Origin of the sequence: Chitinolyticbacter albus (assembly GCF_024437655.1) — a bacterium.
Taxonomy (GTDB): domain Bacteria; phylum Pseudomonadota; class Gammaproteobacteria; order Burkholderiales; family Chitinibacteraceae; genus Chitinolyticbacter; species Chitinolyticbacter albus.
In genome coordinates this window covers 1-15,404 of sequence record NZ_JANBVF010000003.1, presented here as the reverse complement: position 1 = coordinate 15,404, position 15,404 = coordinate 1, and the positions used below count along the sequence as shown (strand labels likewise).

Annotated in this window: 15 protein-coding genes; 9 read left to right on the top strand and 6 right to left on the bottom strand. The window is 62.8% G+C overall.

Translation table 11 applies throughout. The features are described from left to right. The first annotated feature begins 5 nt into the window (after positions 1-5). From carB to NLI84_RS02365, 3 genes are all read left to right on the top strand, one after another. Positions 6-3,227, top strand: coding sequence for a carbamoyl-phosphate synthase large subunit (gene carB / locus NLI84_RS02375; protein ID WP_255987922.1), 3,222 nt, complete (start codon positions 6-8; stop codon positions 3,225-3,227). 125 nt (positions 3,228-3,352) lie between these two features. After that, on the top strand, positions 3,353-3,835 hold the full coding sequence (greA, locus tag NLI84_RS02370) for a transcription elongation factor GreA (protein WP_255987921.1): 483 nt from the start codon (positions 3,353-3,355) through the stop codon (positions 3,833-3,835). Between the two features lie 55 nt (positions 3,836-3,890). After that, positions 3,891-4,325 carry a DUF4149 domain-containing protein gene (locus NLI84_RS02365; RefSeq protein ID WP_255987920.1) on the top strand — a complete coding sequence of 145 codons (435 nt, stop codon included), beginning with the start codon at positions 3,891-3,893 and terminating at the stop codon, positions 4,323-4,325. A 66-nt stretch (positions 4,326-4,391) separates the two neighbouring features. On the opposite strand, the gene NLI84_RS19105 is transcribed toward NLI84_RS02365, so the two are convergent. After that, a complete protein-coding gene (locus NLI84_RS19105) occupies positions 4,392-4,928 on the bottom strand; it encodes a YhbY family RNA-binding protein (RefSeq protein ID WP_308445813.1) in 537 nt (178 codons plus the stop codon). Between NLI84_RS19105 and NLI84_RS02355 the strand changes: the two genes are divergently transcribed. The 4 genes from NLI84_RS02355 to glmM all read left to right on the top strand — a co-directional run bounded on the left by NLI84_RS02355 (position 4,906) and on the right by glmM (position 9,801). Continuing rightward, on the top strand, positions 4,906-5,526 hold the full coding sequence (locus tag NLI84_RS02355; protein WP_255987919.1) for an RlmE family RNA methyltransferase: 621 nt from the start codon (positions 4,906-4,908) through the stop codon (positions 5,524-5,526). The genes NLI84_RS19105 and NLI84_RS02355 overlap by 23 nt on opposite strands. 55 nt (positions 5,527-5,581) lie before the next feature. Continuing rightward, positions 5,582-7,492 (top strand): ATP-dependent zinc metalloprotease FtsH, encoded by a 1,911-nt coding sequence (gene ftsH, locus NLI84_RS02350; RefSeq protein WP_308445812.1) that lies wholly within the window; start codon positions 5,582-5,584, stop codon positions 7,490-7,492. 64 nt (positions 7,493-7,556) lie between these two features. Next, positions 7,557-8,381 carry a dihydropteroate synthase gene (folP, locus tag NLI84_RS02345; RefSeq protein WP_255987918.1) on the top strand — a complete coding sequence of 275 codons (825 nt, stop codon included), beginning with the start codon at positions 7,557-7,559 and terminating at the stop codon, positions 8,379-8,381. Positions 8,382-8,439: 58 nt separating this feature from the next. Next, complete coding sequence (glmM, locus tag NLI84_RS02340) at positions 8,440-9,801, top strand: phosphoglucosamine mutase (protein ID WP_255987916.1); 1,362 nt, start codon at positions 8,440-8,442, stop codon at positions 9,799-9,801. Positions 9,802-9,925: 124 nt separating this feature from the next. Here glmM and NLI84_RS02335 read toward each other — a convergent pair whose 3' ends face one another. The 5 genes from NLI84_RS02335 to pstS form a co-directional block, all read right to left on the bottom strand. Further along, positions 9,926-10,153 carry a thioredoxin family protein gene (locus tag NLI84_RS02335; RefSeq protein ID WP_255987914.1) on the bottom strand — a complete coding sequence of 76 codons (228 nt, stop codon included), beginning with the start codon at positions 10,151-10,153 and terminating at the stop codon, positions 9,926-9,928. A 154-nt stretch (positions 10,154-10,307) separates the two neighbouring features. Beyond that, positions 10,308-11,072 carry a phosphate ABC transporter ATP-binding protein PstB gene (gene pstB / locus NLI84_RS02330; RefSeq protein WP_255987913.1) on the bottom strand — a complete coding sequence of 255 codons (765 nt, stop codon included), beginning with the start codon at positions 11,070-11,072 and terminating at the stop codon, positions 10,308-10,310. Between the two features lie 36 nt (positions 11,073-11,108). After that, on the bottom strand, positions 11,109-11,945 hold the full coding sequence (gene pstA, locus NLI84_RS02325) for a phosphate ABC transporter permease PstA (protein WP_255987912.1): 837 nt from the start codon (positions 11,943-11,945) through the stop codon (positions 11,109-11,111). A 16-nt stretch (positions 11,946-11,961) separates the two neighbouring features. Beyond that, positions 11,962-12,927 carry a phosphate ABC transporter permease subunit PstC gene (gene pstC / locus NLI84_RS02320; protein ID WP_255987911.1) on the bottom strand — a complete coding sequence of 322 codons (966 nt, stop codon included), beginning with the start codon at positions 12,925-12,927 and terminating at the stop codon, positions 11,962-11,964. 93 nt (positions 12,928-13,020) lie between these two features. Next, complete coding sequence (gene pstS, locus NLI84_RS02315) at positions 13,021-14,058, bottom strand: phosphate ABC transporter substrate-binding protein PstS (protein ID WP_255987910.1); 1,038 nt, start codon at positions 14,056-14,058, stop codon at positions 13,021-13,023. A gap of 202 nt (positions 14,059-14,260) precedes the next feature. Here pstS and tpiA point away from each other — a divergent pair, with 202 nt between their 5' ends. Both tpiA and secG read left to right on the top strand, forming a co-directional pair. Further along, positions 14,261-14,977 (top strand): triose-phosphate isomerase, encoded by a 717-nt coding sequence (tpiA, locus tag NLI84_RS02310; protein ID WP_255987909.1) that lies wholly within the window; start codon positions 14,261-14,263, stop codon positions 14,975-14,977. Between the two features lie 65 nt (positions 14,978-15,042). Next, entirely contained in the window at positions 15,043-15,372 is a 330-nt protein-coding gene (secG, locus tag NLI84_RS02305) for a preprotein translocase subunit SecG (RefSeq protein ID WP_255987907.1), read from the top strand. Positions 15,373-15,404 lie beyond the last annotated feature (32 nt).

Genomic DNA, 15,404 nt, shown 5'->3' with positions numbered 1-15,404 from the left:
TAGCAATGCCGAAACGTACAGACATCAAGTCCATCCTCATCATCGGCGCCGGCCCCATCGTCATCGGCCAGGCGTGCGAATTCGACTATTCCGGCGCTCAGGCCTGCAAGGCGCTGCGCGAAGAGGGTTACAAGGTCATCCTGGTCAACAGCAATCCGGCCACGATCATGACCGACCCCAACATGGCCGACGTCACTTATATCGAGCCCATCACCTGGCAGGTGGTCGAGAAGATCATCGAGAAGGAGCGCCCGGACGTGGTGCTGCCGACCATGGGTGGCCAGACCGCGCTCAATTGCGCGCTCGACCTGTGGCGCAACGGCGTGCTCGACAAGTACAAGGTCGAGCTGATCGGCGCTACGCCCGAGGCGATCGACAAGGCCGAGGACCGCCAGAAGTTCAAGGCGGCGATGGACAAGATTGGCCTGGGCTCGGCCAAGTCGGCAATTGCGCATACGCTGGACGAAGCGCTGGCGGCGCAGGCCAACTTGGGTTTCCCGGCCATCATCCGTCCGTCGTTCACCATGGGTGGCTCGGGTGGCGGCATTGCCTACAACATCCAGGAATTCATCGAAATCTGTACCCGCGGTCTGGATCTGTCGCCGACCAAGGAACTGCTGATCGAAGAGTCGCTCTTGGGCTGGAAGGAATACGAGATGGAAGTCGTGCGCGACCGCGCCGACAACTGCATCATCGTCTGCTCGATCGAGAACCTCGACCCGATGGGCGTGCACACCGGTGATTCGATCACCGTGGCGCCGGCGCAGACGCTGACCGACAAGGAATACCAGATCATGCGCAACGCCAGCCTGGCGGTGCTGCGCGAGATCGGCGTCGATACCGGTGGTTCCAACGTGCAGTTCTCGGTCAATCCGGTCGATGGCCGCATGATCGTGATTGAGATGAACCCGCGTGTGTCGCGCTCCTCCGCCCTGGCCTCCAAGGCCACCGGCTTCCCGATCGCCAAGATCGCCGCCAAGCTGGCGGTGGGCTTCACGCTTGACGAACTGAAGAACGAGATCACCGGCGGCAAGACCCCGGCCTCGTTCGAGCCGTCGATCGACTATGTCGTCACCAAGGTGCCGCGCTTTGCCTTCGAGAAATTCCCGCAGGCCAACAACAAGCTGACCACGCAGATGAAGTCGGTCGGCGAAGTGATGGCGATCGGCCGCACCTTGCAGGAATCGCTGCAAAAGGCGCTGCGCGGGCTGGAAACCGGCATGTCGGGCTTTGACGAAGTTACGGTCGATCGGCAGGCGATCGAATCCGAACTCGCCGCGCCCGGCCCGGATCGGCTGTGGTTCGTCGCCGACGCCTTCCGCATCGGCCTGTCGCTCGATGAGGTGTTCAACCTCTCCAAGATCGACCCGTGGTTCCTGGCGCAGATCGAGGAAATCGTCACGCTGGAGAATGGTCTGCGCGGTCGCGCAATCGAGAGCGTCGACAAGCTGGAAATGCGCTCGCTCAAGCGCAAGGGCTTCTCCGATCGCCGCCTGGGCATGCTGCTCGGTTGCGACCAGAACGCCGTGCGTCGGCATCGCCATGGCCTCGGCATCCGCCCGGTGTACAAGCGCGTCGACACCTGCGCTGCCGAGTTCGCCACCGACACTGCCTATATGTACTCGACGTATGAAGACGAGTGCGAGGCGCAGCCGACCGACAAGAAGAAGATCATGGTGTTGGGCGGTGGCCCGAACCGGATCGGCCAGGGCATCGAGTTCGACTACTGTTGTGTCCATGCCGCGCTCGCACTGCGCGAAGACGGCTACGAGACCATCATGGTCAACTGCAACCCGGAAACCGTGTCGACCGACTATGACACGTCCGATCGCCTCTACTTCGAGCCGCTGACGCTGGAAGACGTGCTGGAAATCGTCGCGGTGGAAAAACCGGTCGGCGTGATCGTGCAGTACGGCGGCCAGACCCCGCTCAAGCTTGCGCGCGCGCTGGAAGCCAATGGCGTGCCCATCATCGGCACCTCGCCGGACATGATCGACGCCGCTGAAGACCGCGAGCGCTTCCAGAAGCTGCTGCAGGACCTGGGCCTGCGCCAGCCGCCGAACGCCACCGCACGCACCGAGAAGGATGCGATCGCGCTGGCGGCCAACCTGGGTTACCCGCTGGTGGTGCGCCCGTCCTACGTGCTGGGCGGCCGCGCGATGCAGATTGTCCATTCGGAAGACGATCTGACCCGCTATATGCGCGAAGCGGTCAAGGTCTCGAACGACAGCCCGGTGCTGCTCGATCGCTTCCTGAACGATGCGATCGAGGTCGACGTTGACGCGATCAGCGACGGCAAGGATGTGTTGATCGGCGGCATCATGGAGCATATCGAGCAGGCCGGCGTGCACTCGGGTGATTCCGCCTGCTCGCTGCCGCCGTACAGCCTCTCCAAGGAGCTGCAGGACGAGCTGCGCCGCCAGACCGTGGCAATGGCGCGTGCGCTCAACGTGATTGGCCTGATGAACGTGCAGTTCGCCATCCAGGGTCGGGGCGATGCCGCCACCGTGTTCGTGCTGGAAGTGAATCCGCGCGCTTCGCGTACCGTGCCATATGTATCCAAGGCGACCGGTCATTCGCTGGCCAAGGTCGCCGCGCGCTGCATGGCCGGCCAATCGCTGGTGAGCCAGGGCGTGACGAAGGAAATCATCCCGCCGTACTACTCGGTGAAGGAAGCGGTGTTCCCGTTCGCCAAGTTCCCGGGCGTCGATACCATCCTCGGCCCGGAAATGAAGTCGACCGGCGAAGTGATGGGCGTGGGCGACACCTTCGCCGAAGCGTTTGTGAAGTCGCAGCTGGCGGCCAGCATCGTGCTGCCCGTCAGCGGCAACGTGTTCATCTCGGTGCGTGAGGGCGACAAGGCCGGTGCGATCGAATGCGCGCGCATCCTGGCCCAGCTTGGTTTCAAGGTCATCGCCACCAAGGGCACGGCGGCCGCGATCAGCGAGGCCGGCGTGGCCGTCACCCCGGTGAACAAGGTGACCGAGGGCCGTCCGCACATCGTCGACATGATCAAGAACGGTGAGATCGCCATGATCTTCAATACCGTCGACGAGCGTCGCCAGGCGATTCAGGATAGCTACTCGATACGCCACGAGGCGATGAAGGCGCGTCTGCCGATCTACACCACCATCGCTGGTGCACGTGCGGCCTGCGTGGGCATCCGCGATCTGGGCGAGATGCGCGTGTACGACGTGCAGGGCTTGCACCGCAAGCTCAAAGGCTGATAAGTTATCGGCCAGTCAGCCGCCGTCCTTCGGGACGGCGGCTGTGCTTTTGCCGCAAGGCGAAGGCGGATGAATCAGGCCGGGAAGGCCGTTTTAACGGGGCTGAGCGCCCCACGGAGAAAGCCATGATCAAGATCCCGCTGACCGTCGTCGGTGCGGAAAAGCTGAAGGTCGAGCTGCAGCGCCTGAAGAGCGTTGACCGCCCGTCCGTGATTGCCGCGATTGCCGAGGCGCGTTCGCACGGCGATCTGTCGGAAAACGCTGAGTACGATGCCGCCAAGGAAAGGCAGGGCTTTGTCGAGGGCCGCATTGCCGAGCTCGAAGGCAAGCTGTCCAATTCGCAGGTAATCGATCCGCGCGAGCTTGCCACCACGGCCGAGGGCCGCGTGGTGTTCGGTGCAACCGTGGAACTGGAAGACCTGGAAGCCGGCAACAAGGTGGCCTACCAGATCGTCGGTGACGACGAGGCCAACCTCAAGGATGGCAAGATCTCGGTATCGAGCCCGATCGCGCGCGCGCTGATCGGCAAGTATGTCGGCGACGTCGCCGAGGTGGTCGCGCCGGGCGGCATCCGCGAATACGAAGTGCTGGACGTCAAATACATTTGATGGACTGCTGGGCGACCGGGCCGACAGACAGGCGCGGCGACAGGGGAGAGGGAATATGGGCCAGGGGCTGAAGAACATCTTGACCGTGTTGTGGATCGGCGGCATGTGGGTGATCGGCATTCTGGTCGCGCCCGTGTTGTTCAAGACGCTGGGTCATGGCGCCGCCAGCGCCGTGGCGGGGCAGCTGTTCCGCGCCATAGGCTGGATCGGCATCGTCGCTGGGCTCTATCTCTTCGTGTACTGGCTCTGGCTCGACGGCTTGCGCGCCTTCAAGGAAGGCAAGTTGTGGTTGCTGATCGGCATGCTGATCTGCACGCTGGTCAACCAGTTCGCCGTGTTCCCCATCATCGCGGGCATCAAGCCGGGCATCTCGCACGCGGCCACCGGTATGTTCGGCGGTGGGCTGGAGCAATGGCAGACGATCTCGGCGCTGATCTACCTGCTGCAAGCGGTGTTCGGCGCCTTCTACGTCTGGCGCGACGGCCGCTGACGCGCCACTACGCAGCAAAAAGGGCGGTGAAGGCCGCCCTTGTTGGTTTTGTCCCGCAGCGTAGGCTCAGTTCGCCTTTTTCTTGGCCTTGGGCAGGGTGATCCGGGGTTTGTCGGTGCTGGATGCGCGATAGATGATCAAGAGCTTGCCCAGATGCTGCACCGGTGCGGCGGAGAGCTCGTCGCAGATGCGTTCCAGATATTGCTGGCGCAGCTCGCGGTCGTCGCCCAGCACGCGGATCTTGATCAGTTCATGGGCATCGAGGTTGACCGCGATTTCGCGGATCACCGCATCGGTAACACCATTGTTGCCGATCATCACAACCGGATTGAGGCCATGGGCGAGGCCGCGCAGATATTGCCGCTCGACGGGCGACAGCTCGATTTTCATGATGTGTGGTTCGATTTCATTAAAACCTGATTTTACTCGACTTTCCGCGCCGCCGGGAAACCCGGGGCGCGAGGCTGGCTGATGACTGATTCTGATCTTGGCGATTTTCCGCGCCTGGGCGTGGGCACAGCGGCCCATGCCGCCGGCGTGCATGCGGGTAAACGACGACCCGCGTTGGGAGGGGCTAGCAATGGCACGCAGTAAATCGAGCAATACCTGGCTGTCGGAGCATGTGAACGATCACTATGTGCACATGGCGCAAAAGGATGGCTATCGCGCCCGCGCCGCGTACAAGCTGCTCGAGATCAACGAGAAGGACAAGCTGCTCAAGCCCGGCATCTGGGTGGCCGATCTTGGCGCGGCGCCGGGCAGCTGGTCGCAGGTGGCATCACGTCTGGTCGGCGAGCAGGGGCGGGTGTTCGCGCTCGATCTGCTGGAGATGCCGTTCATACCCGGTGTCGATTTCATCCAGGGTGATTTTCGCGAGGACGCCGTGCTGGCGCAGTACACCGCCTTGCTCGAAGGGCGCGAAGTCGATCTTGTGATTTGCGACATGGCCCCCAATATCACTGGCAATGCGGTCACCGATCAGGCCCGCAGCATGCACCTTTGCGAGCTGGCGCTCGCTTTTGTGCAAGATCATTTGAAACCTGGCGGCCATTTCCTGGTCAAGGTGTTCCAGGGCTACGGTTTCAACGAATACATGGCCGCGATGCGCGACACCTTTACCCAGGTATTGAGTCGCAAACCCAAGGCGTCGCGGGACCGCAGCTCGGAAATCTACCTGCTCGGCAAACAGAAGAAAGGTTGACCGGGTTAGAATGCATCGTATGTACGCGCGCTTTGCGTGAGTGAAGGAGTAGGCCGTGAACAATCTCGGCAAGAATATTGCAATCTGGCTGATCATCGGCCTCGTGCTGCTGACGGTGTTCCAGCAGATCACCGGCAAAACCGAGCCTGCCGGCCAGGTGCCGTACTCGCAGTTCATGCAGGACGTGGAAGCTGGCCGGGTGGGCGAGATCACCATCGAAGGCAACCTGCTGCGCGGCTACATGATCCGCGGCCAGCGCGCCGACGGGCAGAAGTTCTCCACGCTGGCGCCGTTCGACTTCCGCATGGTCGATACGCTGATCAAGCACAACGTGAAGTTCGCCACCAAGGCCGAGGAAGAGCCGAGCATGCTGATGAGCATCTTCATCAGCTGGTTCCCGATGATCCTCTTGATCGGCGTGTGGGTCTTCTTCATGCGGCAGATGCAGGGCGGCGGGCGCGGTGGCGCATTCAGCTTCGGCAAGAGTCGCGCCAAAATGCTCGACGATAGCAACAACGTCGTCACCTTCGCCGATGTCGCCGGTTGCGACGAGGCCAAGGAAGAAGTGACCGAGATCGTCGATTACCTGCGCGATCCCTCCAAGTACCAGAGCCTGGGCGGCCGCATGCCGCGCGGCATCCTGATGGTCGGCTCGCCCGGTACCGGCAAGACCTTGCTGGCGAAAGCGATCGCCGGTGAAGCCAAGGTGCCGTTCTTCTCGATCTCGGGTTCGGATTTCGTCGAGATGTTCGTCGGCGTCGGCGCGGCCCGTGTGCGCGACATGTTCGAGAACGCCAAGAAGAACGCACCGTGCATCATCTTCATCGATGAAATCGATGCGGTCGGCCGCCAGCGTGGCGCGGGCCTGGGCGGTGGCAACGACGAGCGCGAACAGACGCTGAACCAGATGCTGGTCGAGATGGATGGCTTCGAGGGCAACTCGGGCATCATCGTCATCGCCGCGACCAACCGTCCCGACGTGCTCGATCCGGCGCTGCTGCGCCCGGGCCGCTTCGATCGCCAGGTGGTGGTGCCGCTGCCCGATATCCGTGGTCGCGAACAGATCCTGGGCGTGCACATGCGCAAGGTGCCGATCTCCAACGATGTCGACGCGTCCATCCTGGCTCGCGGCACGCCAGGCATGTCCGGCGCCGATCTGGCCAACCTGGTGAACGAGGCTGCACTGTTCGCCGCGCGCCGCAACAAGCGCCTCGTGGACATGGACGATTTTGAGTCGGCCAAGGACAAGATCTATATGGGGCCGGAACGCCGCACCATGGTGATGACCGAGGACGAACGCCGCGCCACGGCCTACCACGAGTCGGGCCACGCCGTGGTCGCCGAGCTCTTGGAAGGCACGGACCCGGTGCACAAGGTCACCATCATGCCGCGTGGTCGTGCGCTGGGCCTGACCTGGCAGTTGCCGGAGCGCGACAAGTTCTCGCTCTACAAGGACCAGATGCTGAACGAGATCACCATCCTGTTCGGCGGCCGCGTGGCCGAGGATCTGTTCGTGCATCGCATTTCGACGGGTGCATCGAACGACTTCGAGCGGGCCACCCGCATGGCGCGCGACATGGTCACCCGCTATGGCATGAGCGACAAGATGGGCCCCATGGTCTACGGCGAGAACGACGGCGAGGTATTTCTCGGTCGCTCGGTCACCACGCACAAGAACGTGTCCGAGGCGACCATGCAGCAGGTCGATGCGGAAATCCGTCGCATCATCGATGAGCAGTACGCGCTGACCGAAAAACTGCTGTCCGAGCATCGCGACAAGGTCGAGGTGATGACCGCCGCGCTGATGGAATGGGAAACCATCGATCGCGACCAGGTGCGCGACATCATGGAAGGGCGCGAGCCGCGTCCGCCCAAGTATCCGCCGCCGCCCAAGGTACCGTCGAGCAACGACAAGCCCAGTGGCGATGCACCCACGGCCACCACCACCCCGGTGACCGAGGGCTGAGCATCTCCCCTCCCGACGAGGCGGCCGCGAGGCCGCCTTTGTTTTGATCGCACGAGGAGTGCCTATGTACGCCTTGCAGTGCGGGCGCTTTACCCTGCCGCTCGATCGACCGCTCATCATGGGCGTCGTCAATGTCACGCCCGACTCCTTTTCCGACGGTGGCCGGTATGACTCGGTCGCCAAGGCGGTCAGCCATGCCGAGCGCCTGATCGCGGACGGCGCCGATCTGCTCGATATCGGCGGTGAGTCGACCCGACCCGGCGCGGCGCTGGTCAGCCAGGACGAGGAGGTGGGCCGTGTGGTGCCGGTGCTCGCGGCGCTGCAGAGCCTCAATGTGCCGCTGTCGGTCGATACCCGGCGGCCCGCGGTGATGCGCGCCGCGCTCGAGGTCGGCATCGACCTGATCAATGATGTATCGGCGCTGGAAGGGGAGGGCGCGCTGGCGATGGTGGCGAAAAGCGCTGCGGCGGTATGCCTGATGCACAAGCAGGGTGAACCGCAGACCATGCAGCGAATACCGGCGTACGCCGACGTGGTGGGCGAGGTGGTGGCCTATCTGGCGGCGCGGCGCGATGCGGCGCTGGCCGCCGGTATAAATCGCGAGCGCCTCTTGCTCGATCCGGGCTTTGGCTTTGGCAAGACGCTGGAGCACAACGCCGCGCTGTTCCACGCTTTGCCCGACCTCATCGGGCAATTGCAGTGCGCCGTGCTGGTGGGCGTGTCGCGCAAGACCATGCTCGGCCAGATCACCGGGCGTCAGGTCGACGAGCGCATGCCGGCCAGCATCGCTGCCGCACTGATGGCGGCGGCGGCGGGTGCGCACATCGTGCGGGTACACGATGTCAGGGAAACAAAGGATGCGCTTGCGGTGTGGTCCGCCTTAAAATAGGCGCCAAACTTTCAGCTGTATTTCAATCACAATCAACTCCACAGGAGTCGCGCCGCTCATGGCTCGCAAATACTTTGGCACCGACGGTGTACGTGGTCTCGTCGGCGAGTACCCGATCACCCCCGATTTCGCGATGAAGCTGGGCTACGCCGCTGGTCGCGTACTGGCCGCATCGGAAAAGCGGCAAAACGGCGAACACGCCGCCGTGCTGATCGGCAAGGATACCCGCGTATCGGGCTATATGCTGGAAGCCGCGCTGCAGGCGGGCCTCAATGCCGCTGGGGTCGACGTGTTCCTCACCGGGCCCTTGCCGACGCCGGGCGTTGCCCATTTGACCCGTGCGTTGCGCCTGTCCGCCGGCGTGGTGATCTCCGCCTCGCACAATCCGTACTACGACAACGGGATCAAATTCTTCGGCGCCGGTGGCAAGAAGCTCGACGACGAGGTCGAACAGGCGATCGAGGACGCGATCGACGAGCCGCAGCCGTGCGTGTCGTCCAAGCATCTGGGCAAGTCGCGCCGCATGAACGACGCGGCGGGCCGTTACACCGAATTCTGCAAGTCGACCTTTCCGAACGAGCTCGACCTGCGCGGGCTCAAGCTGGTGATCGATTGCGCGCACGGCGCCACCTATCAGGTCGCGCCGCAGGTATTCCACGAGCTGGGCGCCGAGATCATCACCATCGGCAACCAGCCCAACGGCTTTAACATCAACGAAGAAGTGGGCGCGACCCACGTCGATCTGATGCGCAAGACCGTGCTGGCGCAAGGGGCCGACTATGGTATCGCGCTCGACGGCGACGGCGACCGCCTGATCATGGTCGACGGCGATGGCTCCATCATCGACGGCGACATGCTGCTCTACGTGCTGGCGCAACATCGCCACAGCCGCGGTACGCTGGGCGGCGGCGTGGTCGGCACGCTGATGACCAATCTCGGTGTCGAGAATGCGCTCAAGGCCCACGGCATCGGTTTCGAGCGTGCCAAGGTGGGCGATCGCTACGTGCTGGAGCGGCTGCAGGCCAATAACTGGCTGCTCGGCGGCGAGGGTTCCGGCCATTTGTTGAGCCTGGACCGCCATACCACCGGTGATGGCATTGTCTCGGCACTGCAGGTGCTGGAAGCGGTGATCGAGCAGGGCAGCAGCCTGTCGGCGCAAACTGCCAAGCTGGTGTTGTCCACGCAGGTGTTGAAGAACGTGCGCATCGCCAAGGGCTTCGATGCCAAGGCATCGAGCGCCATTACCGAATCGGTGCAGAAGGCCGAGGCGGCGATGGGCAACGACGGCCGCGTGCTGCTGCGCCCATCCGGTACCGAGCCGGTAGTCCGGGTGATGGTCGAGCATGTCGATGCTGCCACGGCCGAGCAATGGGCCGAGCGCATCGCCGCAGTGGTGACTAGCGAAGCGAACGCCGAGTAAGCACGGCTGACATGGAAAACGCCGCAATCGCGGCGTTTTTTTGCTCGTACCGGGCGCGGTGAGCGATCGCTGGGTATGGAAAACGGCACCGCTGGGTGCCGTCCGGTGGGGCAGGAGCGCTGGATCAGTGTAGCTCCAACCAGCCTAGTACTTCGGCCGGCGTGGGAACATGGCCGTAGCTGACAATGTTGCCGTCTATGGCGAATTCTGGCGGGGCGATGCAATGGGCAGGTGCGAAGTCACGCACGGTTTCCAGTTGAAAATCTGCGCCAGCGGCCTGCAGGGTCTGGCGGACAACGACTTCGGCGTGGTGGCAATGAACGGTATTGGGGCCATACAAGGTGACGCGCATGACGTACTCCTTGGGTGATGTCGACATCATGGCACCCGGAGGGTGTCGCTCGCAGTCCACCATATGCCTGCGGACGCACGAATGCACACTGGGCCGACGAGTGTGAAAAAGCGGCCGCTTGGGCCGCTTTTTGCTTGCGTACCAGCTCGCCGGATCAGCCGAACTTGCCGGTGATGTAGTCTTCGGTCGCCTTTTTCTGCGGCGTGGTGAAGATGCCGTCGGTCTGGCCTACCTCGATCAACTCGCCCAGGTACATGTAGGCGGTGTAGTCGGAAACGCGCGCCGCCTGCTGCATGTTGTGGGTGACGATGGCGATGGTGTAGTCCTGCTTCAATTCGTGCACCAGTTCCTCGATATGGGCGGTCGAGATCGGATCGAGCGCCGAGGTTGGCTCGTCCAGCAACAGCACTTCGGGTTTCACTGCCACCGCGCGGGCGATGCACAGCCGCTGTTGCTGGCCGCCCGAGAGGCCAAGGCCGGACTGCTTGAGCTTGTCCTTGGCCTCGTTCCACAGCGCGGCCTTCTGCAGTGCCCATTCGACGCGATCGTCCATATCCGGCTTGGACAGGTTTTCATACAACTTCACCCCGAAAGCGATGTTGTCGTAGATCGACATCGGGAACGGCGTCGGCTTCTGGAACACCATGCCGACCTTGGCGCGTAGCATGTTCAGGTCGACGTCACTATCGAGCAGGTTGCGGCCGTTCATGTTGATCTCGCCCTCGGCGCGTTGCTTGGGGTAGAGACCATACATGCGGTTGAAGGTACGCAGCAGCGTCGACTTGCCGCAGCCCGACGGGCCGATGAAGGCGGTGACCTTGCCCTCGTAGATATCGAGGTTGATGTTCTTCAGCGCGTGGAAGTGGCCGTAGTAGAAGTCCAGTTTCTTGACGGCGAGCTTGGGGGTGAGTCCGGTCATGGTCTGTTCTCGTTGCTATCGTTGATCCGTGGCCGCTCAGTGCTGCGACGGGTTGCGTACCAGGGCGCGTGCCACAATGTTGAGTCCGAGCACAAACACGCCGATCAGCAGCGAGCCGGCCCAGGCTAGGGCGTGCCAGTCTTCGTAGGGGCTCATCGCGTACTGGAAGATCACCACCGGCAGGTTGGCCATCGGCTGATTCATGTTCGAGTAGAACTGGTTGTTCAGTGCGGTGAACAAGAGCGGTGCGGTTTCACCGAGGATACGCGCCACGGCGAGCAGCACGCCGGTCAGCACGCCAGCCTTGGCGGCACGCAGGCTGATCGACAGCACCATCTTCCATTGCGGTGCACCCAGCGCGTACGCCGCCTCGCGCATGGTGTTGGGCACCAGCTTGAGCATGTTCTCGGTGGTGCGCACCACCACCGGGATCACCAGCAGCGACAGCGCCAGCGCGCCGGCCCAGCCCGAGAAGTGGCCCACGTGGCGCACATAGGCTTCGTAGATGAAGAGCCCGATCACGATCGAGGGGGCCGACAGCAGGATGTCGTTGATAAAGCGCGTCGCGGGGGCCAGCCAGCCGCGTTCGCCGAATTCGGCGAGGTAAGTGCCGGCAAGGATGCCGATCGGTGTGCCGATCAATGTGCCGGCGCCGGCCATGGTCAGGCTGCCGAGTATGGCATTGGCAAGACCACCGGGGCTGCCGGGGGCCGGTGTCGACTGCGTGAACAGCGAGAGCGACAGGCCGCCCAGGCCGTTCTTGAGCAGCGTGTACAAAATCCACAGCAGCCAGAACAGGCCGAAGGCCATGGCGGCCAGCGACAGCGTCAGGCTGAGGGTGTTGACGAGGCGGCGACGGAAATACAGGTTCATCGTCGTATCTTCCCGGTTAGGTATTCGAGCCCTCGCTCTTTTCCAGGCGCAGCAGCAAGAGCTTGGAGAGCGACAGCACGACAAAGGTGATCACGAACAGCAGCATGCCGAGCTCGATCAGCGACGCGGTGTGCAGTTCGCCCGTGGCCTCGGTGAATTCGTTGGCGAGCGTCGCCGCGATCGAGGTGGCTGGATCGAATAGCGACGAGATGCCGCTGTGCGCATTGCCGATCACGAAGGTGACGGCCATCGTTTCGCCGAGCGCGCGGCCCAGGCCCAGCATCACGCCACCGATCACGCCATTCTTGGTGTAGGGCAGCACCACGTTCCAGACCACCTCCCACGTGGTGCAGCCCAGGCCATACGCCGATTCCTTCAGCATTGCAGGCACGATTTCGAACACGTCGCGCATCACCGACGCGATAAAGGGGATGACCATGATCGATAGGATGAGGCCGGCGGTGAACATGCCGATACCCATGGGCGGGCCCTGGAACAGCGCGCCGATCAGGGGGATGTTGACGGTGGCTTCAGCCAGTGTGGGCTGGATATTGTCGGCGAACCACGGTGCGAACACGAACAGGCCCCACATGCCGTAGATGATGGACGGCACGCCGGCGAGCAGTTCGATCGCCATGCCCAGCGGGCGGCGCAGCCACACCGGCGAGAGCTCGGTCAGGAAGATGGCGATGCCAAAGCTCACCGGCACGCCGATCAACAGGGCGATAAAGGAGGACAGCAGGGTGCCGGTAATCGAATTCCAGCCGCCGAACTGCTCGGTCACGGGGTTCCAGTCGGTGCCGGTGATAAAGCCCAGGCCGAAGTGCTTGATCGCCGGCATGGCGCCGATGAACAGCGAGATGATGATGCCGGCCAGGAGGGCGAGCACCAGGAATGCAAAGAACTGCGTCGAACCGCGGAACAGTCGATCCTGGACGCGTTGCCGCTTGAGCCGCTGTTCTTGTGATTGTGGGGGGGTCATTCACGTCTCCGGACATGAACACAACAGGAGCCCGAGTGGGCTCCCGTTGCTCGTTGGGCCGATCGCCAGGCGAGCGGCCAGCATGCTACGCGATTACTTCCAGACTGGGCCGTTGCCGCCTGCAATCTGCTTCCAGGAAGTGCGGATCGTGTCCTTCACCGCGGCCGGCATCGGCACGTAATCGAGCTCCCGCGCCGTGTTGTCGCCGTCCTTGTAGGCCCAGTCGAAGAACTTCAGTGCTTCGGTGGCTTGGGCCGGGTTGTCCTGTTTCTTGTGCATCAGGATGAAGGTGGCACCGGTGATCGGCCATGCCTCGGCACCCGCTTGGTCGGTCAGCACCACGGCAAAGCCGGGGGTGCCTGCCCAGTCCGCCGATGCCGCCGCAGCCTTGAAGGTGGCGTCGTCCGGGTTCACGAAGCTGCCAGCCTTGTTCTGCAGCTGGGTGTGCGACATCTTGTTCTTCTTGGCGTAGGCGTATTCCACATAGCCGATCGCGCCCTTGATGCGGGTCACGTACTGGGCCACGCCTTCGTTACCCTTGCCGCCCACGCCCTTGGGCCACTGCACCGAGGCCTCGTTGCCGACCTTGGTCTTCCAGTCGGCCGACACCTTGGAGAGATAGTTGGTGAAGATCCAGGTGGTGCCCGAACCGTCGGCGCGGTGTACCACGGTGATGGCTTGCTCTGGCAGCTTGACGCCCGGATTGGCCTTGACCAGGGCCGGATCGTTCCACTTGCTGATCTTGCCGAGGAAAATATCGGCCAGTAGCGTCGGGGTCAGCTTGACTTCACCGGGCTTGATACCCGGGATGTTCAGCACCGGCACCACGCCGCCCATCACGGTCGGGAACTGCACGAGGCCGGCGGCATTGAGCTTGTCGGCGGTCATCGGGGCGTCGGATGCGCCAAAGTCGACGGTCTTGGCCTGGATCTGCTTGATGCCGCCGCCCGAACCGATCGACTGGTAGTTGAGGCCATTGCCGGTCTTGACCTTGTATTGTTCGGCCCACTTCGCGTAAAGCGGGTACGGGAAACTCGCACCGGCGCCGGTGATATCGGCAGCGTTAGCATGGGCGACGAACAGGCCGGCTGAGGCGCCGAGGGTCACGAGCACTTGGCGTGCGAACGTCATGGTGAAAGTCTCCTGATTGGAAGGTGTTGTCTTGATGACACGCCTCGCATGCTAGCCACCATGTGTTTCTGAAATATTACAAGTGACCGCTTTTGCAACCGGTCTGCAATTTATAGACCGCCAAATGGGTGCGTCTCGGTTTGACGGAGGGAGAAGCGTGAGCCTAGAATCGTCGTCTTTTGCGAACAGGGTGACTGCGCGCATGCTCAGGCAGTACGTGATCGGTAATTGGAAGATGCACGGCAGTGTCGGGCAGATTCGATCGGTCGTGCGCGAGCTGTTACGCGCGGGACTGGGGACCAATGTCGCGCTGTGCGTGCCGTACCCCTATATCGCGCTGACCAAGTCGTTGCTGATGGAAGCCGAATCGGCGCTGCAGCTCGGCGCGCAGGACGTGTGCGAATACCATATCGGCGCGTATACCGGCGAGGTGTCGGCTGCGATGCTGGCCGATGTCGGCTGCGAGATGGTCATCGTCGGGCATTCGGAGCGACGCCGTTATTTCGGCGAGAGCAGTGAAACCGCCGCGCGCAAGGTAAGGGCGGCGCTCGATGGCGGCCTGTTTCCGGTGTACTGCGTCGGCGAGACGCTGGAACAACGGCAAAGCGGCATCGCGCGCGACATCATCGCCGAGGAGTTGCAGGTACTTGCCGGCGTGCCAACCAGTTTGTACGCGGTGGCTTACGAGCCCTCGTGGGCAGTCGGAACCGGGGTGGTTGCCACGCCGGAACAGATTGCCGAGATGCATGCCTTTATCAAGGGTACGCTCGACGCCCGAACCCGCGTGCTGTACGGCGGGAGTGTGAAGGGCGACAACGCCGGGCAGGTATTGGCGGTGGACGGGGTCGACGGCGTGCTGGTGGGTGGTGCGGCGCTGTCGGCGGCCGAGTTTCTGGACATCTGTCGCGAGGCGCGCTGAGCGTCTGCGGCATTGCATTAAACCCCTATCGGCGCTAGAATGCGCGCCAATCTGAAGAAGAGAAGATGGACACTATCTTTAAAGACCTCGTGATGGTCGTGAATGTGATTTCCGCTCTGGCGGTGATCGTGTTGGTGCTGTTGCAGCATGGCAAGGGTGCAGACATGGGGGCGGCTTTTGGTAGCGGCTCCGCAGGTAGTCTGTTCGGCTCTTCCGGTTCGGCCAATTTCCTGAGCCGTGCCACTGCAGTGTGCGCCACACTGTTTTTCGCGACCTGCCTCGTGCTCGTGTTTTTCGCCTCGCCTGCCCAGAAATCCTCGCTGGGCGTGATGCAGGATGTCAAACCGGCAGCGGTGGCGCCCAGTGCCTCGGCGCCGGCGCAGATTCCCGAATAAGCTCGCTTCTCTGTTTTAGATTGCTGCTTGAA

What these genes read in the sequence shown, in the direction of transcription:
- pstA (WP_255987912.1), bottom strand. Translation starts at nt 11,945, where the DNA reads ATGAACCTGTATTTCCGTCGCCGCCTCGTCAACACCCTCAGCCTGACG.
- folP (WP_255987918.1), top strand. Translation starts at nt 7,557, where the DNA reads ATGTACGCCTTGCAGTGCGGGCGCTTTACCCTGCCGCTCGATCGACCG.
- NLI84_RS02335 (WP_255987914.1), bottom strand. Translation starts at nt 10,153, where the DNA reads ATGCGCGTCACCTTGTATGGCCCCAATACCGTTCATTGCCACCACGCC.
- pstC (WP_255987911.1), bottom strand. Translation starts at nt 12,927, where the DNA reads ATGACCCCCCCACAATCACAAGAACAGCGGCTCAAGCGGCAACGCGTC.
- glmM (WP_255987916.1), top strand. Translation starts at nt 8,440, where the DNA reads ATGGCTCGCAAATACTTTGGCACCGACGGTGTACGTGGTCTCGTCGGC.
- NLI84_RS02365 (WP_255987920.1), top strand. Translation starts at nt 3,891, where the DNA reads ATGGGCCAGGGGCTGAAGAACATCTTGACCGTGTTGTGGATCGGCGGC.
- pstB (WP_255987913.1), bottom strand. Translation starts at nt 11,072, where the DNA reads ATGACCGGACTCACCCCCAAGCTCGCCGTCAAGAAACTGGACTTCTAC.
- carB (WP_255987922.1), top strand. Translation starts at nt 6, where the DNA reads ATGCCGAAACGTACAGACATCAAGTCCATCCTCATCATCGGCGCCGGC.
- pstS (WP_255987910.1), bottom strand. Translation starts at nt 14,058, where the DNA reads ATGACGTTCGCACGCCAAGTGCTCGTGACCCTCGGCGCCTCAGCCGGC.
- greA (WP_255987921.1), top strand. Translation starts at nt 3,353, where the DNA reads ATGATCAAGATCCCGCTGACCGTCGTCGGTGCGGAAAAGCTGAAGGTC.
- tpiA (WP_255987909.1), top strand. Translation starts at nt 14,261, where the DNA reads ATGCTCAGGCAGTACGTGATCGGTAATTGGAAGATGCACGGCAGTGTC.
- secG (WP_255987907.1), top strand. Translation starts at nt 15,043, where the DNA reads ATGGACACTATCTTTAAAGACCTCGTGATGGTCGTGAATGTGATTTCC.
- NLI84_RS02355 (WP_255987919.1), top strand. Translation starts at nt 4,906, where the DNA reads ATGGCACGCAGTAAATCGAGCAATACCTGGCTGTCGGAGCATGTGAAC.